General features: G+C 68.5%; 19 protein-coding genes and 1 rRNA gene. 17 read left to right on the top strand and 3 right to left on the bottom strand.

Annotated features, from left to right (window positions below; translation table 11 throughout):
* The first annotated feature begins 235 nt into the window (after positions 1-235).
* The 3 genes from pheS (at position 236) to ACLARN_RS37360 (ending at position 7342) form a co-directional block, all read left to right on the top strand.
* On the top strand, positions 236-1300 hold the full coding sequence (gene pheS / locus ACLARN_RS37370; protein ID WP_409496205.1) for a phenylalanine--tRNA ligase subunit alpha: 1065 nt from the start codon (positions 236-238) through the stop codon (positions 1298-1300).
* On the top strand, positions 1301-3868 hold the full coding sequence (gene pheT / locus ACLARN_RS37365; protein ID WP_409496204.1) for a phenylalanine--tRNA ligase subunit beta: 2568 nt from the start codon (positions 1301-1303) through the stop codon (positions 3866-3868). It begins immediately after the preceding gene.
* Positions 3869-3955: 87 nt separating this feature from the next.
* Entirely contained in the window at positions 3956-7342 is a 3387-nt protein-coding gene (locus ACLARN_RS37360) for a tetratricopeptide repeat protein (RefSeq protein ID WP_409496203.1), read from the top strand.
* On the opposite strand, the gene ACLARN_RS37355 is transcribed toward ACLARN_RS37360, so the two are convergent.
* Positions 7323-8015 (bottom strand): DNA alkylation repair protein, encoded by a 693-nt coding sequence (locus ACLARN_RS37355; RefSeq protein ID WP_409496202.1) that lies wholly within the window; start codon positions 8013-8015, stop codon positions 7323-7325. The two genes, ACLARN_RS37360 and ACLARN_RS37355, sit on opposite strands and share 20 nt — an antisense overlap.
* Positions 8016-8200: 185 nt before the next feature.
* On the opposite strand from ACLARN_RS37355, the gene ACLARN_RS37350 reads away from it, so the two are divergent.
* Entirely contained in the window at positions 8201-9787 is a 1587-nt protein-coding gene (locus tag ACLARN_RS37350) for an alpha/beta hydrolase (RefSeq protein ID WP_409496201.1), read from the top strand.
* A 554-nt stretch (positions 9788-10341) separates the two neighbouring features.
* On the top strand, positions 10342-10836 hold the full coding sequence (locus ACLARN_RS37345; RefSeq protein WP_076157032.1) for a helix-turn-helix domain containing protein: 495 nt from the start codon (positions 10342-10344) through the stop codon (positions 10834-10836).
* 202 nt (positions 10837-11038) lie between these two features.
* On the opposite strand, the gene ACLARN_RS37340 is transcribed toward ACLARN_RS37345, so the two are convergent.
* Positions 11039-12004 carry a helix-turn-helix transcriptional regulator gene (locus ACLARN_RS37340; protein ID WP_409496200.1) on the bottom strand — a complete coding sequence of 322 codons (966 nt, stop codon included), beginning with the start codon at positions 12002-12004 and terminating at the stop codon, positions 11039-11041.
* Positions 12005-12082: 78 nt separating this feature from the next.
* On the opposite strand from ACLARN_RS37340, the gene argC reads away from it, so the two are divergent.
* Genes argC through argH form a run of 8 tightly spaced genes read left to right on the top strand, consistent with a single transcriptional unit; the run spans position 12083 to position 19622 of the window.
* Entirely contained in the window at positions 12083-13111 is a 1029-nt protein-coding gene (gene argC / locus ACLARN_RS37335; protein ID WP_409496199.1) for an N-acetyl-gamma-glutamyl-phosphate reductase, read from the top strand.
* Entirely contained in the window at positions 13108-14268 is a 1161-nt protein-coding gene (gene argJ / locus ACLARN_RS37330) for a bifunctional glutamate N-acetyltransferase/amino-acid acetyltransferase ArgJ (RefSeq protein WP_409496198.1), read from the top strand. Before argC ends, argJ begins: the two co-directional genes overlap by 4 nt.
* Positions 14265-15185 carry an acetylglutamate kinase gene (gene argB / locus ACLARN_RS37325; RefSeq protein WP_409496197.1) on the top strand — a complete coding sequence of 307 codons (921 nt, stop codon included), beginning with the start codon at positions 14265-14267 and terminating at the stop codon, positions 15183-15185. Before argJ ends, argB begins: the two co-directional genes overlap by 4 nt.
* The gene (locus ACLARN_RS37320; protein ID WP_409496196.1) at positions 15182-16375 is read left to right on the top strand and encodes an acetylornithine transaminase; all 1194 of its coding nucleotides are present in this window, start codon (positions 15182-15184) and stop codon (positions 16373-16375) included. Before argB ends, ACLARN_RS37320 begins: the two co-directional genes overlap by 4 nt.
* Before the next feature lie 17 nt (positions 16376-16392).
* The gene (argF, locus tag ACLARN_RS37315) at positions 16393-17319 is read left to right on the top strand and encodes an ornithine carbamoyltransferase (RefSeq protein ID WP_409496195.1); all 927 of its coding nucleotides are present in this window, start codon (positions 16393-16395) and stop codon (positions 17317-17319) included.
* Complete coding sequence (locus ACLARN_RS37310; RefSeq protein ID WP_409496194.1) at positions 17316-17837, top strand: arginine repressor; 522 nt, start codon at positions 17316-17318, stop codon at positions 17835-17837. Before argF ends, ACLARN_RS37310 begins: the two co-directional genes overlap by 4 nt.
* Positions 17827-18180 (top strand): argininosuccinate synthase, encoded by a 354-nt coding sequence (locus ACLARN_RS37305; RefSeq protein WP_409496193.1) that lies wholly within the window; start codon positions 17827-17829, stop codon positions 18178-18180. The genes ACLARN_RS37310 and ACLARN_RS37305 overlap by 11 nt, the downstream gene beginning before the upstream one ends.
* Positions 18181-18206: 26 nt before the next feature.
* A complete protein-coding gene (gene argH / locus ACLARN_RS37300) occupies positions 18207-19622 on the top strand; it encodes an argininosuccinate lyase (protein WP_409496192.1) in 1416 nt (471 codons plus the stop codon).
* A gap of 59 nt (positions 19623-19681) precedes the next feature.
* On the opposite strand, the gene ACLARN_RS37295 is transcribed toward argH, so the two are convergent.
* On the bottom strand, positions 19682-20377 hold the full coding sequence (locus ACLARN_RS37295) for a TetR/AcrR family transcriptional regulator (protein ID WP_409496191.1): 696 nt from the start codon (positions 20375-20377) through the stop codon (positions 19682-19684).
* A 34-nt stretch (positions 20378-20411) separates the two neighbouring features.
* On the opposite strand from ACLARN_RS37295, the gene ACLARN_RS37290 reads away from it, so the two are divergent.
* The 4 genes from ACLARN_RS37290 to ACLARN_RS37275 all read left to right on the top strand — a co-directional run.
* Complete coding sequence (locus tag ACLARN_RS37290) at positions 20412-21788, top strand: serine hydrolase domain-containing protein (RefSeq protein ID WP_409496190.1); 1377 nt, start codon at positions 20412-20414, stop codon at positions 21786-21788.
* A gap of 45 nt (positions 21789-21833) precedes the next feature.
* On the top strand, positions 21834-22469 hold the full coding sequence (locus ACLARN_RS37285) for a DNA-3-methyladenine glycosylase (RefSeq protein ID WP_409496248.1): 636 nt from the start codon (positions 21834-21836) through the stop codon (positions 22467-22469).
* Between the two features lie 32 nt (positions 22470-22501).
* Positions 22502-23776: a tyrosine--tRNA ligase gene (gene tyrS / locus ACLARN_RS37280; RefSeq protein WP_409496189.1), complete on the top strand. Its 1275-nt coding sequence runs from the start codon at positions 22502-22504 to the stop codon at positions 23774-23776.
* Positions 23777-24121: 345 nt separating this feature from the next.
* Positions 24122-24223, top strand: a 16S ribosomal RNA gene (locus ACLARN_RS37275); the annotation flags it as partial.

Genomic DNA, 24223 nt, shown 5'->3' with positions numbered 1-24223 from the left:
GTCGCAGGGACTACGCCTTCCGAACCACGACACAAGGGAGCTCTCATGGAACGCAGTGTTCGTTCCAGCACCTTGTTTACGGCGTAGAGCGCGTTTTTCGCACTTCCGAGTGACGGTGTGCCCAGCCCGAGGGTGATCGGGGGCCGCCGTTCGCTGTCCCATAGAATTCAGCAGCTGCTAAACCCATGTGTGCGCTCGCGTGCACCGGACCAGTCCCAGCGGACGCCGAGGAGTTATGTCCGAAGCCAACGACAAGCAGAACCCCCAGGCGGGGGCGCTCGCGCCGGAAACGTTGACGGCCGCCGTCAAGCAGGCCGAGACGGACTTCGCGGCCGCGGCGGATCTCGACGCGCTGGCCGCGGTCAAACCCGCCCACCTCGGGGACCAGTCTCCGCTGCTGCTCGCGCGCCGCGAGATCGGCGCCCTGCCGAAGCAGGAGAAGGCCGAGGCGGGGAAGCGGGTCAACGAAGCGCGGCAAGGCATCCAGGCCGCCTTCGACGCGCGCCGTGCCGTGCTCCAGGTGGAACGTGACGAAAAGGTGCTCCGTGAGGAGACCGTCGACGTCACGCTTCCGTGGGACCGCCTCCCCCGCGGCGCCCGGCACCCGATCGCGACCCTTTCGGAGCGGATCGCCGACGCGTTCGTGGCGATGGGCTACGAGGTCGCCGACGGTCCGGAACTCGAAGCCGAGTGGTTCAACTTCGACGCGCTGAACTTCGGCAAGGACCACCCCGCGCGCCAGCTGCAGGACACGTTCTACCTCGGTGAGGAGGACTCCGGGCTGGTGCTGCGGACGCACACTTCGCCGGTGCAGGCCCGCGCGCTGCTGCACCGCGACCTGCCCGTGTACGTCGTCTGCCCAGGCCGTACCTACCGGACCGATGAACTCGACTCGACGCACACTCCGGTGTTCTCGCAGGTCGAAGGGCTCGCGATCGACAAGGGCCTGACGATGGCGCACCTCAAGGGCACCCTCGACGCCTTCGCCCGCGCGATGTTCGGCGAGAACTCGAAGACCCGACTGCGCCCGCACTTCTTCCCGTTCACCGAGCCGTCGGCCGAGGTCGACGTCTGGTTCGAGGAGAAGAAGGGTGGCGCGGGCTGGGTCGAATGGGGCGGCTGCGGCATGGTCAACCCCAACGTCCTGCGTGCCTGCGGCGTCGACCCCGAGGTCTACTCGGGCTTCGCCTTCGGCATGGGTATCGAGCGCACCCTGCAGTTCCGCAACGGAATCCCGGACATGCGCGACATGGTGGAGGGCGACATCAGGTTCACCCTGCCCTTCGGAACGGAGGCCTGAGTGAAGGTCCCAGCCAGCTGGCTGACCGAGCACCTCGACGTCGACGAGGAGGTCACGGCCCAGGATCTGGCCGACGCCTTCGTGCGTATCGGCATCGAGGTCGACGAGGTCCGCGCGCTCGAACCGGTCACCGGCCCGCTCGTGGTGGGCCGCGTGGCCGAGATCGAGGAGCTGACCGAGTTCAAGAAGCCGGTCCGCTTCTGCCGGGTCGACGTCGGAGAGTCCGAAGAGGACACCGACAAGCCCGACGAGAACGTCGACGCCGATGATGACGATGACGAAGGTCCTTTCGAGGACGAAGGCCCCACGGGGATCCGGACTCGCGGGATCATCTGTGGTGCCACGAACTTCGCCGAGGGTGACCTGGTCATCGTCGCGCTGCCCGGCACGGTGCTGCCCGGCGGTTTCGAGATCGGTTCGCGCAAGACCTACGGCAGGCTCAGCGACGGCATGATCTGCTCCGCGAGCGAACTCGGCATCGGTGACGACCACTCCGGCATCCTGGTGCTGCCGCCGAGCACCGCCAGCCCCGGCGAGGACGCCAACAAGCTGCTCGGCCTCGACGACACCGTCCTCGAGGTGACGCCGACCCCGGACCGCGGGTACACGCTGTCGGTCCGCGGGCTGGCCCGCGAGCTGTCGAACGCGCTCGACGTCCCGTTCGGGGACCCGGCGTCCATCGAGGTACCGGCGGCCGAGAGCGTCGCGTGGCCGGTGCACCTCGAGGACACCGAGGGGTGCAAGCGGTTCGTGCTGCGCCGGGTCAAGGACCTCGACGCCACCGCGCCGACACCGTGGTGGATGCGCCGCCGTCTGATGCTGGCCGGTATCCGCTCGATCTCGCTCGCGGTCGACGTGACCAACTACGTCATGATCGAGCTCGGGCATCCGCTGCACGCGTTCGCGACCGGGTCGGTCAAGGGCGATCTGGTGGTGCGCAAGGCGAAGCCGGGCGAGAAACTGACCACTTTGGACGATGTCGAGCGCACTCTCGACGCCGACGACGTGATCATCGCCGACGACACCGGGGTCATCTCGCTGGCGGGCACGATGGGTGGCGCGTCGACCGAGATCACGTCGGAGAGCACCGACGTGCTGCTCGAAGCGGCGCACTGGGATCCCTCGTCGATCAGCCGGACGGCCCGCCGTCACAAGCTGTTCTCCGAGGCGGCCAAGCGGTTCGAGCGTTACACCGACCCGCAGCTGTGCGCGGTGGCCGTCGAATTCGCCGCGCGCCTGCTGCGCCAGTACGGCGACGGCTCGATCCTGCCCGGCCGCACCGACGAGGGCGGTGTCGAGCCGAACCAGCCGGTGACCATGCCGATCAGCCTCCCCGACCAGGTGGCCGGGGTGCGTTACGAGCGCGGTGTCACGGTCCGGCGGCTCTCGCAGATCGGCTGCAAGGTCAACGTGGGCTCGTCCGAGGACGGCACCGCACTGGTGACCGCGGTCCCGCCGAGCTGGCGCGGCGACCTGGTGCAGCCCGCCGACCTGGTCGAGGAGGTGCTCCGGCTTGAGGGCTACGACAGCATCCCGTCGGTGCTGCCCGAAGCCCCGGCGGGCCGCGGCCTGACCGACACGCAGCGCCGTCGCCGTTCGGTCGCGCGTGCGCTGGCCGAGGCGGGTTACGTCGAGGTGCTGCCCTTCCCGTTCATCTCGGATTCGGTCTGGGATTCGTTCGGGCTGCCTGAGGACGACGTCCGCCGCAGGACCGTCCAGGTCCGCAACCCGCTGGAAGCGGACAAGGACCGGATGGCGAGCACGTTGCTGCCCGGTCTGCTGGAAATGTTGCAGCGCAACATCTCCCGTGGCTTCAAGGACGTCTCGCTGTTCCACGTCGGACAGGTGGTCCTGCCGGGGCCGAACCCGATCCCGATGCCTTCGCTCGGAGTGGATCAGCGCCCGACCGACGAGGAACTCGCGGTACTGGAGGCGGCCGTCCCGCCGCAGCCGGTGCACGTCGCCGTCGTGCTCGCGGGCCAGCGTGGCCGCGCGGGCTGGTGGGGCGAAGGCGAACAGGCGAACTGGGCCGACGCGGTGCAGGCGGCGCGGCTGGTGGCACAGGCCGCCGGTGTCGAGCTGACCACGGCCGCGGCGGACCAGCCGCCGTGGCACCCTGGCCGGTGCGCGCAGCTGCGGGTGGGGCAGTGGCCCGTCGGATACGCCGGTGAGCTGCACCCGAAGGTCGTCGAGGCGCTCGGCCTGCCGCCGCGCACCGTCGCGATGGAACTCGACCTGGACGCGATCCCGATCCCGGACGGCCGTCCGGCGCCGCGGATTTCGGCCTACCCGCCGGTGCTGCTCGACGTCGCCCTCGTCGCCGAGGCGAGCGTGCCGTCGGCCGACCTGGCCGAGGCGCTGCGCGAAGGCGCGGGCGAACTGCTCGAGGACATCACGCTGTTCGACGCCTACCAGGGTGAGCAGCTGGGCGAGGGCAAACGTTCGGTGGCGTACAAGCTGCGGTTCCGTGCCGCGGATCGCACGCTGACCGTCGACGAGGCCACCAAGGCCCGTGACGCCGCCGTCGCGGTCGCCGGTGAGCGTTTCGACGCGAGCCTGCGGGCCTGACCTGTAGTCCCGTGAAGGCCCCCTTCTCTCAGTTCAACCGAGGGAAGGGGGCCTTCACGCGTCGTGGATGTGGCAAAGTGAGGACTTGTGTCACGTCCAGACGGTCGGTCCAGCATCCAAGACGTCGCCCGTGCCCGGCTGAGCGACGGTTTCGTCGGCAGAGTCGGGGAACGCGAGGACTTCCGGGTCAATCTGGGGCTGCCGGGGAGTGATCGGCGCCGCCGCTACCTGTTCTCGGTGCACGGTCTCGCCGGGGTCGGCAAGTCCTTCCTCCTCGAACAGCTCCGGGGTATCGCCGAGGAAACCCGTGCGGCCGTCGGCTTCGCGGACGACCGGCAGCAGGATCTGCCCGCGACACTGGTCAAACTGGCGAAGGACCTCGCGCGCAGCGGACACGAGATGCGCCGGTTCGAGAAACGCCACGAGTTCTACCTCAAGGCGAGGGAGCGGCTCCACAGCGATCCGCAGGCCCCGGCCGCCGGCCGTGCGCTCGTGACGAAGACAGTGGTCAAAGCCAGTCTCGGTGTGGCGAAGACGCTTCCCGGCGGAAGCATCGCCGCCGACGCGATCGACGCCGACGCGACGGCGAAGCAGCTGGAACAGTTGCAGAGCTATCTCGCGGCGAAGTTCAAGCGGAAAGCCGATGTGCGGCTGCTCCTCGATCCGGCGGAGGAACTGACCAAGCCGTTCGTCGAGGATCTCTGGCGGGTTCCCGAATCCCGGCAGATCGCGCTGTTCTTCGACACCTTCGAGCGAACGGCGCCAGTGCTCGAGACGTGGCTGCTCGACCTGTTCGGCGGACTGTACGGCGACCTGCCGCAGAACCTCGTGCTCACCACGGCCGGGCAGTTCCCGCTGGACGAGGCGAAGTGGAACAGGCACGCGCCGCTGGTGCACGAGGTCGAACTCCGGCCGTTCACCGAACCGGAGGCACGGCGTCTGCTCGCCGAACACGGGATCACCGACGAAGAGGTGATCGAGATCGTGCTGCGGCTGACCGACGGCCTGCCCGTCCTGGTCGCCATGCTGGCACGGGGAAAGCCCGCCGAAGCGGGCGCCGTCGGGGATCCCAGCGACGACGCGGTCAAACGGTTCCTGCACTGGGTTCCCGAGAAGGCCAAGCAGAAGATCGCCGCCACGGCGTCGCTTCCCCGTGTCCTGGACGAAGACGTCCTCGGCGTCCTGACCGGGAAGGAAACCGCGGGGGAGACCTTCCGCTGGTTGCGGGAACTGCCGTTCGTCGGGCGGCGCGAGCTTCCGGTGCGCTATCACCCGGTGGTCCGCGGTCCGATGGTGCGTCTGGAACGCGGGAGCTCACCGGCGGCCTTCGCCGAACACCACCGGCGGCTCAGCGAGTACTACGAAGGCCGGTGCGCCGAACTCGGACTCAGCCGCCATCGCGACGCCTGGAGCAACGAAGGCTGGCAGCGGAGGAAACTCGAACAGACCTACCACCGGCTTTGCGGTGATCCGGCGGAAGCGCTGCCGGACGCCCTGCTCGGGGCCGCCGAGATGATCACTTCGGGTACCGCGGCCGCGCGGACCTGGGCGCGGATGATGGAGCAGGCGGGCGTCGACGCGGACGCGCCCGCCGTACTGGACTGGGCACAGCGGCTGACCGCCGCCATCGGGGACGGCGACGGTTCCCGGGAGATCCCGGTGCTCGACCTGCTCGCCGGTGCCGGTGAACTCGACACGGCCCGCCTCTCGACGGTGATCCGCCGTCGTGCCTGGGCCTACGAGGGCCTGGACGAGTTCGAGCCGTCGAAGCGGGACTACGACCGGGCTTGCGACCTCAACCCCGCCGACCCCTACGTCTGGAGTGACCGGGGCAATCTGTTCCACAACGAAGGCGACTGGGAACGGGCGCTGTCGGATCTGAACCGGGCGATCGAACTCGACCCCGCCTACGCCTATTCGTGGCGAGGGCGCGGTTCCGCCCGCGCCGGACTCGGCGATCTCGACGGTGCGATGGCCGATCTCGACGAGGCCGTCCGCCTCGAACCCGACCACGCGTGGGCGTACACCGCCCGGAGCGAGGTGTACGTCAAGCGCGGAGAACCCCGGAAGGCGATCGACGAACTCGACATCGCGATCCGGCTCGATCCCGACTATGCCTGGGCGATCTGCCAGCGGGCGATGCTGCTGGCCGAACTGGGGGAGAACGAGGAAGCCCTCGCCGGGTACCGGGCGGCGGACGCGCTGCGCCCCAAGGACGTCTACTACCTGACCGAGCTCGCGTGGTTCCTCGAACAGACCGGGGACGAGGACGGCGCTTCGAAGACGTTCGATGCGGTCATCGCGGCGAACAGGGAGAACGCGAGGTCCCACGCGATCCGGGCGGCGTTCCACTACCGCGGCGAGCGGTATCGGCTCGCGACCGACGGCTTCACCGCCGCCCTCCGGATCGACCCGGACTACGAGTGGGCGTGCTACATGCGTGGCCAGGTGCATGACGCCGAGGGTGCTTCCGAAGCGGCACTCGCCGACTTCGACCGGGCGATCGAACTGGCCCCCGAGGACGCCGAGAACCATTTGCGGCGAGGGATGGTGCTGCTCCGGCCGTTGAAGCGGCGCGACGAGGCGATGGAGTCGCTGAACCGCGCGCTCGAACTCGAGCCCGCCAACGAATGGGCCCACGTTTGGCGAGCGTTCGCCTACCGGGCTTCGGACGACTACGAAGCCGCCCTCGTCGACATCGACGCCGCACTCGAAGCGAACCCGGAGAGCGCCTTCTTCCACACCCTCCGGGGCGACAACCTCGCGGACCTGGACCGTCACGAGGAAGCCCGGGCGGAGCTGGACGTAGCGGTCCGGTTGGCGCAGGACAGATACGCCTTCCACCGGCGTGCCCGTCATCGCCTTCTGTTCGGCGATTTCGACGGCGCGCTGTCCGATGTGGACAGCGCGCTGGCCGTCGGCCAAGACGACAGCGTTCGCGCCCTGCGTGCGGAGATCCATCGCCGGGCGGGTGACCACGAGGAAGCCGTCCGGGAACTGCGTGAACTGGTCGCCCAGTATCCGGACGACACCGACCACGCCGGGAACCTCGGGGAAGCCTTGCTGTACGCGGGGAAGACGGACGAGGCGATGGAGGTCCTGCGTCCTCTCGCGCCGGAATCCCCGTGGGCCCGCAATCTTCTCGCGCTGGCCTGGCTGAAGACCGGGCGAACCGAGGAAGCCGAACGACGTTTCGGCGAAGCCCTCGAAGAGGCCGTCGCCGGTGCCACGGCCGACCCCGGCGATTGGGACACCAAGACCCAGCCGCTCTTCTACCTCCTTGTCCTCGGGCGCACCGAAGACGCGAAACGCAACCTCGCCGACTTGCTCGGCGAAGGACCGTCCGAAGAGGTGCGGCTCGACCTGCTTCGCGATCTGAAGGAGACAAGGGAGCTGTTGCCCGAATTCGGCGAGGTGATCGAGGGACTCGTCGCGCTGATCCCGCGGCCGGTGCTCAACCTCCCAGGTGCTTGAGCGCCTCCTTCCGGGACAGATTGGACAGTGCCGGGTGCGCGGCGACGAAGGCGCGCACCCAGTCCGGCTCGGTTTTCGCGTACTCGCGCAGCGCCCAGCCGATTCCCTTGCGCAGGAAGAAGTCCTTGTCGTCGATGTTCGCCTCGACTGCCCGGGTGAGCAGATCGGTGTCAGTGCCGCCCTTGGCCCCGACCTGGCAGATCACCGCCGTCCGACGTCGCCACCTGTCCTCGTCGTAGGCCCAGGTCAGCATCAACGGCGTCACCGTCTCCGGCTCCGCGCGCAGGATCGGCCCGACGCGGCGGATGGCGACCTCGTCGACGTAGTCCCACCACGCGCCCGTCACGATCATCTCTTCGTACAGGCCGAGCAGAGCGCTGTCCTGCCATCGGGCGAAGGAGCGATGTCCGGAAAGGGCCACCGCCGCGTACCGCTCTTCACGGAATTCCGCTTCACGCCACAAGGTGAGGACGGCAGCGGAGAAACTCACTCGATCGGGTAGCGGATGTTCGGCGAAGAGCCGCTTCAGCAAGGCAGCCCGAGGGGGTGACGCGACACCGAGGAACGGCATCTGCGACTTCATGTACGCCCGCATGCCCGGCGCTTTCTCCGGATCGGCCAGCCCGGCCAAACCGTTGCGAACCGCCGAAACCAGGCTTTTCACCTCGTTCACGCGAACTCCTTTCCCCAGTGGACGCCGCGAGCGTACGACAGGGGACCGACAAGACTGATATGCCCGGATCGAGGCGCGGATACCGACTAAAGAGGGATGGCGGTCAACGTGTCGGTCAGCGAGATTGAAGCCGGTTCTCGGTAGCTTCGGCCCGACCGGGTCGAACGCGGACGAAAAGGAACACAGTGAAGAAATTCGTTGCCGCCCTGGCGGTCGCGGGGATCGGCGTCGGCACCATGGCGCTCGCTCCCTCCGCCACGGCCGCCTCGGCGTCGGACTTCGATCCGAAGCCCATCTCCTGGGGAGCCTGCACGCGTCCGAGCCTGGTCAAGGCCGGCGCGGAATGCGGCTTCCTCGAGGTCCCACTGGACTACGCGAAGCCCGGCGGGGAGAAGATCTCGATCGCCGTCTCGCGCGTGAAGCACAAGTCCGCCCAATCGCAGGGCGTCATGATGGTCAACCCGGGTGGTCCCGGCGGCTCCGGCCTCGGCCTGTCGACGCTCGGCCGGGCCGTCCCCAAGAAGGCGGGTGACGAGTACGACTGGATCGGCTTCGACCCGCGCGGGGTCGGGGAGAGCAAGCCGTCGCTGACCTGCGACGGTAACTACGCCTCCTACAACCGCCCGCAGTACGTGCCGACCACGCGTGCGCTCGAGAAGGCGTGGTTCGACAAGGCGAAGGGCTACGCGGAGGCGTGCGCCAAGAACGGCGCGATCCTCGAGCACATCAAGACCATCGATGTCGCGAAGGACGTCGACAGCCTGCGCAAGGCGCTGGGTGAGAAGCAGATCAACTACTACGGCTTCTCCTACGGCACCTACCTCGGGCAGGTCTACAGCACGCTGTTCCCGCAGAACGTGCGGCGGATGGTGTTCGACGGCACCGTCGACCCCCGCGATGTCTGGTACAAGGCGAACCTGAACCAGGACATCGCCTTCGACAAGAACATCAAGACCTACTTCGGCTGGCTCGCCAAGTACGACGACGTCTACCACCTCGGCAAGACCGCGGTCGCGGTCGAGAAGCTGTGGTACGCCGAGCAGAAGAAGCTGTACGACAAGCCCGCCGGCGGTGTCATCGGCGGTTCCGAGTGGACGGACATCTTCCTTCAGGCCGGATACTACGTCTTCGGCTGGGAAGACATGGCGAACGCGTTCTCGGGCTGGGTCCACAAGGGAGACTGGCAGACCCTGAAGGGCCTGTACGACGACTCCAACCCGCCGGGCCAGGACAACGGGTACGCGGTGTACACGGCCGTGCAGTGCACCGACGTCGCGTGGCCGCAGAGCTGGAGCCGCTGGAAGTTCGACAACTGGGTCACGCACTTCCGGGCACCGTTCGAGACCTGGGGCAACGCGTGGTTCAACGCGCCGTGCCTCAACTGGCCCGCGAAGTCGGGCAAGCCGGTGGAGATCGACGGACGCAAGGTGCCGGGCATCCTGCTGGTCAACGAGGAGAACGACGGCGCGACGCCGTACCCCGGCAGCCTCGAGGTCCGCAAGCGCTACCCGAACTCCAGCCTGATCAGCGCACCCGGTGGCACCACGCACTCGGGCTCGCTGTCCGGCGTGTCCTGTGTGGACGACAAGATCGCGGACTACCTGCTGACCGGGAAGCTGCCCGCGCGGAAGCCGGGCAACGGTTCGGACGTGCAGTGCGCCCCGGTCCCGCAGCCGGTTCCGGCCGGTTCGTCGGCAGGCGCGAAGAAGTCGGACGTGCCGTCCGTCGCTGAAGTGAAGAAGGAGGCGCTGGCTCAGGCACTGCCTTTCTGAGCCCGGTCGCTTTGAGGTGCCCCGCTTCGGATTCGTTCCGGAGCGGGGCATTCCTTTGTGCCTGCCGCAATTGGTCCTCTAAATGCGACGGGCGCGATGGAAGGCAAGTGACCGAGGGGCGTTTTCCCTGTCCTGAAGGTCACCGTTGAGACGATCAACGTCTCAACGGTGGTCTTCAGGACAGCTCGGCGGCGATGGTGGGACGCGGATCGTGGGTGTTGCCAGGAATCATGGTGGAGGGTAGCGAAGGACTCTTTCACTACCCTCAGGGTAGGTAAGGAGGCCTTCATGGCCAGGTGAACGCGTGCTCGGGGCAGCCACACGCACCGCTCAATAGGCCGAATCGCCAATCACGAGCCCACCACCGACCCTGCCCACGACCCCGCGCAGGTGCCGCCCCACCGCAATTAGTCCTCTAAATGCGGCGAGAAGCCGCCATGACCGGCACCCTCTCGTCTCGAAAAGCGCTGAAAGTACCGGTCATCCACCCTCCCGGCCCGAATTCCCGCCGCCGGGCCGCGGAATTGTCGGGGCCGCCCGTTAGCGTCCCCGGCATGACCATTGTCGAAGAGCACCGGACCGAGATCCGCGTGCAGGACACCGTTTATCGCATCGAGGTCGCCGCCCGTGAGGGTGGCGGCGCGGCCGGGGAAGACCGCTGGGTGACCGTCATGGTCGGCGGAGCCGGACCGCAGGAGGAGCCTGTCGCCGAAGGCAGGCTCGACATCGACGCCGAGGCCGTACCGGCTTTGGCGACCGTCCTTTCCGACACGCTGATGGCGTTCGCCGGTCGGAGCAACGGCCGGAACGGCCGCCGAAGATCGGCCGACCGCCCCGCGCATCAGGGCCTGCCGTGGTCCGAAGAGCTGGACGCCGAACTGGAAGGCCGTTGGCTGGCCGGGGAAAGCGTCGAGGAGATCGCGCGGCGGTTCGAACGGACGCCGGGCGGGATCAGGGCCCGGCTGCCGAGGGTCGGCTGCGACCCGGAGCGCCGGGGCGCGTATCTCCCGATCCCGCCAAGTCAGCGAGAGGTAGGTGAACTCGGCTGAACGAAGGCGGCCGCGAGGGTCACCCGGCCCTCGCGGCCGCTAGGTCGTGTCCTGTGAGTCTGTTCGCGGTCTTCGCGCCCAGGTGGTCCCTGACGGCACGGGCGGACGCGGCCGAGTACGACCCGGTACGAGGCCGATCCGCCCGCACCGTCAGGAACCACCTGGATCACGAAGCCCATCGAACAGACTCACAGGACACGACCTAGTCCACTGTGGACGAAATACCGCGGTTCATCCGCGCCGCCATCTCCCGGAGGTGGCCGATCAGTTCCGGCGGTTCGTGCACGGTGAATTCACAGCCGAGCCCCAGCAGCCGGAACGCGAGCCAGTCGAGAGTGTCCGCACCCGCGTTCCAGACGCAGTTCTCGGCATCGATCGGCTCGATCTCGCCGATGCTGTCCCCGATCGCGGGGGCGACCTGGTTCATCGGCGCGTGCAGGGTCACGCGCGCACTGTAAGTGGGAAGGAGGCTGTACATCCTGTCGGTGACATAAGCCGCCACGTCCTCCGCGGGCGGCTGCCTGGGGGTGGCCCGGCCGCCGGTCGCGCGCGGTTCGGAGATCCGGTCCGCGCGGAAGATCCGCCAGTCGTCGCGGTCGAGGTCGTAGCCGAGCAGGTACCAGCGGCGCCCGGCCGAGACGAGCCGGTGCGGTTCGACGTGCCGCCGGGATTCGGTCCCGTCGCCGGTGCGGTAGGCGAAGCGTGTCCGCTCGGTGTTGGCGATCGCGCCGGCGAAGACGGTGAGGTGTTCCGGGTCCACCGCGGGGCCGGTGCCGGGAAGCGGCACGGTCGCGGCACCCAGCGCGCCGACGCGGTAACGCAGTCGCGAGGGCAGCACCTGCTCGAGCTTCGCCAGCGCCCGGACCGACGACTCCTCGATCCCCGAGATCGCCTGCCCGGCGGCGCCACGGAGACCGACCGCGATCGCGACGGCTTCCTCGTCGTCGAGCAGCAACGGTGGCATCGCCGCGCCCGCGCCAAGCCGGTAGCCGCCGTCGGAGCCTCGTGACGCCTCGACGGGGTAACCGAGCTCACGCAGCCTGTCGATGTCGCGCCGGATGGTCCGCTGGCTGACCTCCAGCCGCTCGGCGAGCTCGCTGCCAGGCCATTCGCGTGGTGTCTGCAACAGCGACAGCAGGCTGAGCAACCGGGCGGGCGTGTCTGTCATGCGGCAAGGATGGCCGATATCGGGTGAGCCGCACGACTTTGTTTGATTGAACTTGCACGACTGTGCATAATCATTCGTATGACGGTGAAGATCGCGGTAGCCGGAGCCAGCGGGTACGCGGGTGGCGAACTCCTGCGCCTGCTGCTGACCCATCCCGAAGTCCAGATCGGCGCGCTGACCGCGGCCAGCTCCGCGGGGACGCCACTGATCCAGCACCAGCCGCACCTCGCGCCGCTGGCGGACCGTGTGCTGCTGGAGACGACCCCGGAGACACTGGCCGGGCACGACGTCGTCTTCCTCGCCCTGCCGCACGGCCATTCGGGAGCCATCGCCGCCCAGCTGGGCCCGGACGTCCTGGTGGTCGACCTCGGCGCGGACCACCGCCTCGCGAACGAGGCCGACTGGCAGCGCTGGTACGGCGGTGACCACGCCGGGCAGTGGCCGTACGGGCTCCCCGAACTCCCCGGTGCCCGCGAGCGTCTCGCCGGGACCAAGCGCATCGCGGTCCCCGGCTGTTTCCCGACCGGCGGTTCGATCGCCCTCGCCCCGGCCCTCGCCGCGGGCCTGATCGAGCCGGAGGTCAACGTCGTCGCCGTCACCGGGACCTCGGGCGCGGGCAAGAGCCTCAAGCCGAACCTCCTCGGTTCGGAGGTGATGGGTTCGGCCACCGCGTACGGTGTCGGCGGCGCCCACCGCCACACCCCCGAATTCGCGCAGAACCTCTCGGCGGTCTCGGGCGAGCAGGTCAAGGTGTCCTTCACCCCCGTGCTGGCCCCGATGCCGCGCGGGATCCTCACCACCGCGAGCGCCGCGCTCAAATCCGACTTGGACGCCGACGGCGCCCGCGAGGTGTACGAGAAGGCCTACGCCGCCGAGCCGTTCGTCCAGCTCCTGCCTCCTGGCCAGTGGCCGTCGTCGGCCTCGGTGGTCGGCTCGAACAACGTCCAGCTGCAGGTCACCGTCGATGCCGACACCCGGCGCCTGATCGTGGTCGCGGCCATCGACAACCTGACCAAGGGCACCGCCGGCGGTGCCGTCCAGTCCATGAACCTCGCGCTCGGTCTCCCCGAGACCACCGGACTTCCGACCGTAGGAGTCGCTCCGTGACCATCACCCAGCCGAAGGGATTCCGGGCCGCCGGCGTCGCCGCCGGGATCAAGGCCGCCGGAAAGCTCGACCTCGCGCTCGTCGTCAACGACGGTCCGCTTCAGGTCGCGGCCGGCGTGTTCACCCGCAACGTGATCAAGGCCGCGCCCGTGCTGTGGTCGCAAGAAGTGCTCAAGCAGCAGCGCCTCAAGGCCGTCGTCCTCAACTCCGGCGGCGCGAACGCGGCCACCGGACCCGGCGGGTTCCAGGACACGCACCAGACCGCCGAGAAGGTCGCCGGACTCTTCCAGGCAGGCGCGATCGAGGTCGCGGTCTGCTCGACCGGCCTGATCGGCGAGCGGCTGCCGATGGAAGCGCTGCTTTCCGGTGTGGACTCCGCCTTCAAGGAACTCGGCACCGGCGCCGAAACCGATCTCAACGCCGCCACCGCGGTCATGACCACCGACAGCAAGCCGAAGCAGGCGGCCGCGAAGCACGACAGCGGCTGGAGTGTCGGCGGGTTCGCCAAGGGCGCCGGGATGCTCGCCCCGAACCTCGCGACGATGCTCTCGGTCCTCACCACCGACGCGGTCGTCACTCCCGAGGTCCTCGACAGGGCCCTGCGCGCCGCCACCGGCGTCACCTTCGACCGGCTCGACGTCGACGGCGGCACCTCCACCAACGACACCGTCCTCGTCCTCGCGTCCGGCGCCAGTGGCGTCGAGCCGCCCGAGGCCGAACTGACCGAACTGCTCACCGCCGTCAGCCTCGACCTCGTGCTGCAACTGCGCGCGGACTCCGAAGGCGCGACCAAGTACGTCGACGTCACGGTCACCGGAGCGGCGAGCGAGGCGGAGGCCATCGCCGTCGGCCGGACGATCGCCGAGGACAACCTGGTCAAGACCGCGCTGTTCGGTTCGGACCCGAACTGGGGCCGCATCGCCATGGCGCTGGGCCGCGTGCCCGCGGAGATCGACCCGGAGAAGGTCGCCATCACGATCAACGGCGTCACCCTGTTCGCCAAGGGCACCCCCGCCGCGGACCGTTCCGAGGCGGACCTCTCCGGCCGTGACATCCAGATCGTGGTCGACCTGGGGCTCGGTGAAGGCGAGGCGACGATCTACACGACCGACCTCTCGCACGCGTACGTCGAAGAGAACAGCGCGTATTCGTCATGAGCCCTTCCGAATCCACGGTCCCCGCGGACGACCGGCTCGCGACGGCCGCCGAGAAAGCCGCGATCCTCATCGAGGCCCTGCCCTGGTTGCAGCGCTTCCACGGCGCCACCGTCGTGGTGAAGTACGGCGGCAACGCCATGATCGACGAGAGCCTCAAGCAGGCTTTCGCCGAGGACATGGTGTTCCTGCGCATGGCCGGGCTGCGTCCGGTGGTGGTGCACGGCGGCGGCCCGCAGATCACCGCGATGCTCAACCGGCTCGGCGTCGAAGGCGAGTTCAAGGGCGGCCTGCGCGTCACCACGCCCGAGACGATGGACATCGTCCGCATGGTGCTGACCGGCCAGGTCAGCCGCGAGCTGGTCGGGCTGATCAACGCGCACGGCCCGTACGCGGTCGGCATCTCCGGCGAGGACGCGCGGTTGTTCACCGCCGAGCGCAAACAGGCCACTGTGGACGGTGTACCGGTCGACATCGGGCTGGTCGGCGAGGTCTCCGAGGTCAACCCGGACGCGGTGCTCGACATCGTCAACGCGGGCCGGATCCCCGTGGTGTCCACCGTGGCGCCGGATATCGACGGCGTCGTGCACAACATCAACGCCGACACCGCCGCCGGTGCGCTGGCCGCCGCGCTGGGCGCGGAGAAACTCGTCGTCCTCACCGACGTCGAAGGCCTTTACGCCAACTGGCCGGACCGCGGCTCGCTGGTCGACCGCATCCGCGTGGACCGCCTCGAAACCCTGCTGCCCGGCCTCGCCAGCGGCATGATCCCGAAGATGGAGGCCTGTGTGCGCGCCATCCGCGGCGGTGTCCGCCGTGCGCACGTGATCGACGGCCGCATCGCCCATTCGGTGTTGCTGGAGGTCTTCACCTCCCGCGGCATCGGTACCATGGTCTTCCCCGAAACGGAGCTCCCGTGACCACGCTCAAGTCCAATGTAGACGGCCAGGAGCACTGGAAGTCTTCTCTCATGGACAACTACGGCACCCCGTCGCTGACGCTGGTCCGCGGTGAGGGCGCGAAGGTCTGGGACGCCGACGGCAAGCCGTACATCGACCTGATCGGCGGGATCGCGGTCAACGCGCTGGGCCACGCCCACCCCGCCGTGGTCGCCGCGGTCTCCGAACAGGTCGCGAAACTCGGGCACACGTCGAACCTCTACGTGAACCCGGTCGCGGTCGAACTCGCCGAAACCCTCCTGGACGTCGCCGGTCTCTCGGGCAACGCGAAGGTGTTGTTCGTCAACTCCGGCGCGGAGGCCAACGAAGCCGCGCTGAAGATCAGCAGGCTCACCGGGCGCACGAAGATCGTCGCCTGTGAGGGGGCCTTCCACGGCCGCACCATGGGCGCCTTGACCCTGACCGGGCAGCCGTCGAAGCGCGAGCCGTTCGCGCCGCTGGTCCCGGGCGTCACCCACGTTCCGTTTGGTGACGTCGACGCGCTTCGCGCCGCGGTGGACATCGACACGGCGGCGGTGTTCCTCGAGCCGATCCTCGGGGAGGCGGGTGTCGTCCCGGCACCGGACGGCTACCTCCAGGCCGCGCGGGAGATCACCAAAGCGACCGGGACCCTGCTGGTCCTCGACGAGGTGCAGACCGGCATCGGCCGCACCGGCTCGTGGTTCGCCTTCCAGCACGCCGGCATCGTCCCGGACGTCATCACCCTGGCCAAAGGCCTCGGCGGCGGCCTGCCGATCGGCGCGGTCATCGGCGTCGGCGAGGTGGGCGAACTCGTGAAGCCGGGGCAGCACGGAACCACTTTCGGAGGAAACCCGATCTGCTGTGCCGCCGGACTCGCCGTGCTCAAGACCATCGCGCGGGACAACCTGAACGACCACGTTTCCGCACTGGGCAAGGACATCGCGACCGGGGTCGAGGAGCTCGGCCACCCGCTGATCGCCGGGGTCCGCGGCGCCGGGCTGCTGCTCGGTATCGCGTTGCGCGAACCGGTCTCGGCGGCGGTCGCGAAGGCCGCGCAGGAGGCGGGCTACCTGGTCAACCCGATCGCCCCGGACACCATCCGGCTGGCACCACCGCTGATCCTGAGCGCCGACGAGGCCAAGGGATTCCTCGAAGCCCTTCCCGGGGCGCTCGATTCCACCACCACCTAGGACAGAGACGAAAACGCATGCTCCGCAACTTTCTCCGTGACGACGATCTCAGCCCGGCCGAACAGGCCGAGATCCTGGACCTCGCCGACCAGCTGAAGGCCGAACCGCTGAGTTCCCGCGCGCTGGAGGGCAAGTCCGTCGCGGCGATCTTCGAGAAGAACTCCACCCGGACCCGGTTCTCGTTCGAGGTGGGCATCTCCCAGCTCGGCGGGCACCCGGTGATCGTCGACGGGCGCTCCATGCAGCTCGGCCGCGAAGAGACCATCGAGGACACTTCGCGGGTGCTTTCGCGGTATCTGGACGCGATCGTGTGGCGGACCTTCGCCCAGAAGCGCATCGACGCGATGGCCTCGGCGGCGAGCATCCCGGTGATCAACGCGCTCACCGACGAGTTCCACCCGTGCCAGGTGCTCACCGACCTGATGACCATCCGCGAGCGCAAGGGCAAGCTCGCCGGGCTCACCCTGGTCTACCTCGGCGACGGTGCCAACAACATGGCGCATTCGCTGCTGCTGGGCGGGACCACGGCCGGGATGAACGTGCGTGTCGTCTCGCCGGAGGGCTTTCAGCCGGATCAGCAGGTCATGCTCGACGCCAAACACCGGTCGAGCGAAACCGGCGGCAGCACCACGGTCTTCACCGATCCGTACGCCGCGGTCGAAGGCGCGGACGTCGTCGTCACCGACACGTGGACCTCGATGGGGCAGGAGAACGACGGTCTCGACCGCGTCGGCCCGTTCCGTGAGCTGCAGGTCAACGCCGGGCTGATGCGCCGCGCCGCGGACGAGGCGATCGTGCTGCACTGCCTGCCGGCGCACCGCGGCTGGGAGATCACCGACGAGGTCATCGACGGCCCGTCGAGCGCGGTCTGGGACGAGGCCGAAAACCGGCTGCACGCCCAGAAAGCGCTGCTGGTGTGGCTACTGGACGAGAAGCGACGATGACCGGCAGCAGGGTCACCCGGCAGGCCCGGATCACCGCACTCGTGTCCAGGATGGCCATCCGCAGCCAGACGGAGCTCGCGAAACTCCTGGCGGCGGAAGGCATCGACGTCACCCAGGCGACGCTTTCGCGGGACCTCGACGAACTGGGCGCGGTCAAGTTGCGGGGCGCCGACTCCGGCGCTCCCGTGTACGTGATCCCGGAGGACGGCAGCCCGGTACGCGGCGTGCAGGGCGGCACGTCGCGGCTTTCGCGGTTGCTCGCCGAGTTGCTCGTTTCGGCGGACTCGTCGGGGAACCTGACCGTGCTGCGTACTCCGCCGGGTGCGGCGCAGTTCCTCGCCAGCGCCATCGACAGGGCGGCGCTGGAGGAGGTCGTCGGCTCGATCGCCGGCGACGACACGGTCGCGGTGATCGCGAGAGAACCGTTGTCCGGCAAGGACCTGGCCGAGCGTTTCATGGCGCTGGCCCGACGGTCGTCCACAGAGGACGGCGGTGAGGAGACCGAAGGTGGCGCCTGACGGGTTCGCCTTCCCGGACGATCCGGAGAAGCTGGTCGTCACCTTCGACGAAGGTGTACCGGTCGCCATCGACGGGGAGACCGTGACCCTGCTGGAGGCCTTCCAGCAGGTGAACCGCCGTGTCGGCGCCTTCGGGCTCAAAGGACGCGAGATCTACGACAGCCCGGGCGCGCTCGCGCTGGTCACTGCGCACGACGAACTGGAAAAGATCAGTATCGGGCGGGTGTCCGGCGAAGTCCGCCTGGTCCTGCACCGCGGCAACGCGGTCGTGAACTCCGCGCGCGACGAGCGCACACTGTACGACTTCAGCACAGGCGCTACGTTCGATCAGTCAGTCGCCTGAAGAGAACCAAGGATCCGAGGAGTGTTGTGAGCGGGAATGAGCAGCCGGTGCAGCTGTGGGGCGGCCGGTTCGCCAGCGGGCCGGCGGAGGCGATGGCGGCGCTGAGCGCGTCGACCCATTTCGACTGGCGGCTGGCGCCGTACGACATCGCCGGGTCGAGGGCCCACGCGCGAGTGCTGCGGAAGGCCGGGCTTCTCACCGAAGACGAGCTGACGGGCATGCTCGCCGCGCTGGACACACTCGCGCAGGACGTCGCCTCGGGCGCGTTCACCCCGACCATCGCCGACGAGGACGTCCACACCGCGCTCGAACGCGGTCTGCTGGAGCGGGCGGGCACCGAACTCGGCGGCAAGCTGCGGGCGGGCCGTTCGCGCAACGACCAGGTCGCGACGCTGTTCCGGATGTGGCTGCGTGACGCCGCGCGCCGGGTGGTCGCCGGCACCCTCGGCGTCGTCGACGCGCTGGTTTCGCAGGCGAAGCGGCATCCGGACGCGATCCTTCCGGGGCGCACCCACTTGCAGCACGCCCAGCCGGTCCTGCTGGCGCACCATCTGCTCGCGCACGGCCAGTCGCTGCTGCGCGACGTCACCCGGTTGCGTGACTGGGACGCCCGCACCGCCGAGTCGCCCTACGGTTCCGGCGCGCTCGCGGGCTCCTCGCTCGGGCTCGACCCCGAAGCCGTCGCCGCGGAACTGGGCTTCGACACCAGCGTCGAGAACTCCATCGACGGCACCGCGTCGCGGGACTTCGTCGCCGAGTTCGCCTTCGACGTCGCGATGCTCGCGGTCAACCTGTCCAGGATCGCCGAAGAGGTGATCATCTGGAACACCGCCGAATTCGGCTACGTCACCCTCGACGACGCGTGGGCCACCGGCAGCTCGATCATGCCGCAGAAGAAGAACCCGGACGTCGCCGAGCTGACCCGCGGCAAGGCCGGACGGCTCATCGGCAATCTGACCGGCCTGCTCGCGACGCTCAAGGCGCAGCCGCTCGCGTACAACCGGGATCTGCAGGAGGACAAGGAGCCGGTCTTCGACTCCGTCGAGCAGCTGGAACTGCTGTTCCCGGCGATCGCGGGCATGCTCGAGACGCTGACCTTCCACACCGACCGGCTCGCCGCACTGGCGCCCGCCGGGTTCACCCTCGCCACGGACATCGCCGAATGGCTTGTGCGCCAAGGGGTTCCGTTCCGTGTCGCGCATGAAGCGGCGGGGGAGAGCGTCCGCGTCGCCGAGGGCCGCGGTGTCGGACTGGACGAACTGACCGACGAAGAGTTCGAGAAGATCAACCCGGCGCTGACGCCCGCCGTACGCGAGGTGCTGACCGTCGAGGGCTCCGTGAACTCACGCGACGCTCGTGGCGGAACCGCTCCCCAGCGGGTCGCCGAACAGCGGGACCGGCTGGTCGCGCGCGTCACCGAACACCGCGCCTGGCTGAGCTAAGAAGTACATGAAGGCCCCCTTCCTTGCGCCTAGGTACAGGAAGGGGGCCTTCCTGTACTTCAGGGAAGCCTCGTCCCGAGCCCGTCGAGGACGCAGCCGAGGCCGCGCTCGAAGTCGTCGTCGTTGGTCTCGCCCGGTTTCTGATTTCGCTGTGCGGCGTAGAGCTTCTTCAGCCGCGGATGGTCCCGCACCGCTTGCTCGGCGGCGGGCCACAGCCGGTCTTTCCACTCCTGCTCGCTCTGCCCGCTGCGCTTGAGCGTCGTGAGCCATGCGGCTTCGCTGGTGGCCCTCCCGACGACGAACGCCATCACCGTGTTGAACGCCAGATCGGCGTCGTCCAGCGAGAACCCGGCGTCCTCGAACAGTGCCAGCGCCGCCTCCGACAGCCGCAGGACGTTCGGCCCCAGATACGCCACCCCCGCCTCGCCGAGCAGCGAGCCGATCCAGGGATGGCGAAGGAACACCGAGCGCAGGTCGTGCGCGAACCGCGTCGCCGCCGCCCGCCACGGACCTGGCTCCGGGAGCGCGACTTCGCCGTAGATCTCGTCGACGACCAGTTCGACCAGCTCGTCCTTGCTGGCCACGTGGGTGTACATCGACGCGGCGGCCACGCCGAGCCGGATCCCGAGCTTCCGCATGCTCAGCGCGTCGATGCCCTCGGCGTCGAGCAGTTCGATGGCCGCGGAAACGATCTGTTCCCTGCTCAGCGACGGCTGCTCGCGCTTGCGTTTCGGAGGACGAACCCAGACCGACATCCGCACTCTCCTTTCTTTCCGTACAGTGTTCAGTATGCCTAACATTGTACGGACTACATTCGACCTTGACCACTGGCAGTCCCGCCTCGACGATCTGCGAGCCGAACACCAAGTTCCCGGTGCGACCCTCGCCGTACTCATCGACGGCGAGATCCACGAACTCGCGAGCGGGATCCTGCACCGGGGGACCGGTGTCGAGACCACCACCGATTCGATCTTCCAGCTCGGCTCGGTCGCGAAGGTCTACACGGCCGCGCTGGTGATGGGGCTGGCCGAGGAAGGGCGGCTGGATCTCGACGCACCGGTGATCGAGGTCTTGCCGGAGTTCGCGACGGTCGATCCGGACGCGACCAAGACGATCACCGCCCGGCGGCTTCTGAGTCACACGAGCGGCCTCACCTGCGACTTCATCGAGGACACCGGACGCGGCGACGACTGTCTCGCCAAGTACGTCGAAGCGGCGAGGGGAGTGGCGATGGACTGCCAGCCGGGGACGGCGGCGTCCTACAGCAGCGTCGGGTACAACGTGCTCGGCCGGATCATCGAGGTGCTCACCGGTCTGACCTGGGACAACGCCTTGCGGGAACGGCTCATCGCGCCCCTCGGGCTCGCCGAGACGATGACCCTGCCCGAAGAGGCGTTGCGGTTCCGCGTCGCGATGGGGCATCTCGGGCAGGATCCGGAGCCGACGGCCGCCTGGGATCTCATGCCGCGTAACGCCGGTCCCTACGGCCGAGTCCTGGCCACCGCCGGTGACGTGGTCCGCTTCGCGCGGATGCTGCTGGACGGCACCGCGGCCGACGGGACTCGCGTGCTCGCCGAGGACACGGTGACCGCGATGCGGCGTCGCGAGGTCGAAGTGCCCGACAAATGGACGCTCGGTTCCGACGGCTGGGGCCTTGGCCTGTCGATCTACGACTGGAACGGCGTTCCCGGCTTCGGGCACAACGGCTCCTCGATCGGGCAGCGCTCCTACCTGCGGGTGGTTCCGGAAGCCGGGCTGGTCTTCGCCCTGCTCACCAATCACGGCACGACCGATCGGCTGTACAACGACCTGTCCCGGGAACTACTCGGCGAACTCGCCGGAGTGCGGGTGCCCGCCGACTTCGCTCCGCCGCCGTCGCCGCCTTCGGTGAACGTCGCAACTTTCGCGGGCACCTATCGCCGCGAAGGCGTCATCATCACCGTCACCGAGAAGGACGGGGAGCTGCGCTTCGTCTACGAATTCGCCGACGGTCTCGAAGGCATCGCCCCGCCGATCGAGGCGGATCTGGTGCCGGTGTCGGAGAACGTCTTCGCCGGGATGAACCCGATGTTCGGCGACGACTGGATGCCGGTGCTGTTCACGAAACTGCCCGATGGCACCGCCTGCTGCTACACCAGCATGCGAGTGGCGCCGAAGATCGCCTGATACCTGGTCCGAGCAGGGGCCGGTTAAGGTCGGGGAGTGCGGAACGTGGTGACCGGGAGGCAGTTCACCCGGCGGGAATTGGCTCTGGATCCGGTGGAGCTGTCGACGCTCCTGCTCGGAGCGGTGATCGAAGCGACCGGTCCCGACGGCACGGTCGCCGTCCGCCTGGTCGAGGTCGAGGCCTATCGCGGACTCGACGACCCCGCCTCACATTGCTATCGCGGCCAGACCCCGCGCAACGCGGTCATGTGGGGGCCTGCGGGGCATCTGTACGTGTACTTCGTCTACGGCATGCACTTCTGCGCCAACGTCGTCGGCACTGAAGATGGCCAGCCGGGCGCCGTACTGCTGCGCGCCGGGGAGGTGGTGTCCGGCGCGGACATCGCCAAGGCGCGGAGGCCGTCGGCGCGGGGCAACGGCGAGCTCGCCAAAGGCCCGGCCATCCTCACCTCGGTGCTCGGCATCGACAAGGCAGAGAACGGGGTCGACCTGACCGACCCCGCGTCACCCGTCCGGCTGTACACCGGTGAACGCGTCCCAGAATCGTCCATCCGCAGCGGGCCGCGCGTCGGCGTCGCGATGGCGATGGACACGCCGTGGCGGTTCTGGATCGACGGTTCGCCCGCGGTCTCGACCTACCGACGGGGCGGCAAGCGGCGGGCGGCGGCCCCCGGCCGATAGTCGGTTGACCTGGTGCGGGAGGATCTACAGGCGTGAGCGAGCACATCCTTGACGAGCTGACCTGGCGCGGCCTGATCGCGCAATCCACCGACACCGACGCACTGCGGCGAGACCTCGACCAAGGACCCCTCACGCTCTATTGCGGATTCGACCCGACGGCGCCGAGCCTGCACGCCGGCAACCTGGTCCCGCTGCTGATGCTCTCGCGCTTCCAGCGCGCCGGGCACCGCCCGATCGTGCTGGCGGGCGTCGCCACCGGGATGATCGGCGATCCTCGCGACACCGGTGAGCGCACCCTCAACACGGTGGACACCGTCTCCGAGTGGGCCGACCGGATCCGCGGACAGCTGGAACGGTTCGTCGACTTCGACGACTCGCCGACCGGCGCGGTCATCGAGAACAACCTGGACTGGACCGCGAAACAGAGCGTGGTCGAGTTCCTGCGCGATGTCGGCAAGCACTTCCCGGTCAACATGATGCTGAACCGGGAGACGGTGAAGCGCCGCCTCGAAGGCGACGGCATCTCCTACACCGAGTTCAGCTACCTGCTGCTGCAGTCGCAGGACTACCTGCACCTGTACCGCGAGTACGGCTGCAAGCTCCAGATCGGCGGCTCGGACCAGTGGGGCAACCTCGTCGGCGGCGTCGACCTGATCCGCCGGACCGACGGCGGGCACACCCACGCGCTGACCGCGCCGCTGGTCACCGACTCCGAGGGACGCAAGTTCGGGAAGTCCACCGGCGGCGGCAGCGTCTGGCTCGACCCGGAGATGACCTCGCCGTACGCGTGGTTCCAGTACTTCCTGAACGTCAGCGACGCTGACGTCATCCGCTACCTGAAGATGTTCTCCTTCCTCGGGCAGGAGGAGATCGCGGCACTCGCCGAGGACACCGAACAGCGCCCTCACCTGCGGTCCGCGCAGCGGAAGCTGGCGGAGGACTTCACGACCTTGGTGCACGGCGAGGGGGCGACCCGGCAGGTCGTCGCCGCGAGCCAAGCGCTCTTCGGCAGGGGAGAGCTGCGTGAGCTCGACTCGTCCACCCTCGACGCCGCCATGGCCGAGGTGCCGAACGGCAAGGCGGACCCGAGCGGCGAGTCGACGATCGTCGACCTGCTGATCACCGCCGGGCTCGTCGACAGCAAGAGCGCCGCGCGCCGCACCGTCAAGGAAGGCGGCGCGTACGTCAACAACACGAAGATCGCCGACGAGGAGTGGAAGCCGTCCGCGGACGACGCTCTGCACGGCCGCTGGCTCGTGGTCCGCAAGGGCAAGCGCAACGTCGCCGGCGTCCGCGTCGGGGGCTGATCGCGGCCCCGGCCCGAAACAGGGGCCTTGACCTGCGGAAACGCAGTTAAGGTACCCCCCTGTTTCGGGCCCCTCCGGGCCATGTAAAGTTCTCCAAGTCGCCAGGGAAACCGGGTGGCCGAGGGACACGAACCAAGCTCTCACCTCTGGGTGATTGAGTGGGTGTCTCACCAAAAACTGCTAGGAATGACTGCTTCGGATAAGGCCGCGTGCGGTGCGATTCGGGGTGTGTTGCTTGAGAACTCAACAGTGTGCTAGTGAACTAAGCCAGTAGAGCTTATGTATTAAGAACCTCGTTTGAGGTTCCTTTGAGAGCAAGAAAATTTGCCTCGATCAAATTTGACATTGTTGGAGAGTTTGATCCTGGCTCAGGACGAACGCTGGCGGCGTGCTTAACACATGCAAGTCGAACGATGAAGCCTTCGGGTGGATTAGTGGCGAACGGGT

This window comes from Amycolatopsis sp. cmx-11-12, assembly GCF_046269425.1.
In the GTDB taxonomy this organism is placed as follows: domain Bacteria; phylum Actinomycetota; class Actinomycetes; order Mycobacteriales; family Pseudonocardiaceae; genus Amycolatopsis.
This window is presented reverse-complemented; position numbering and strand designations above follow the sequence as displayed.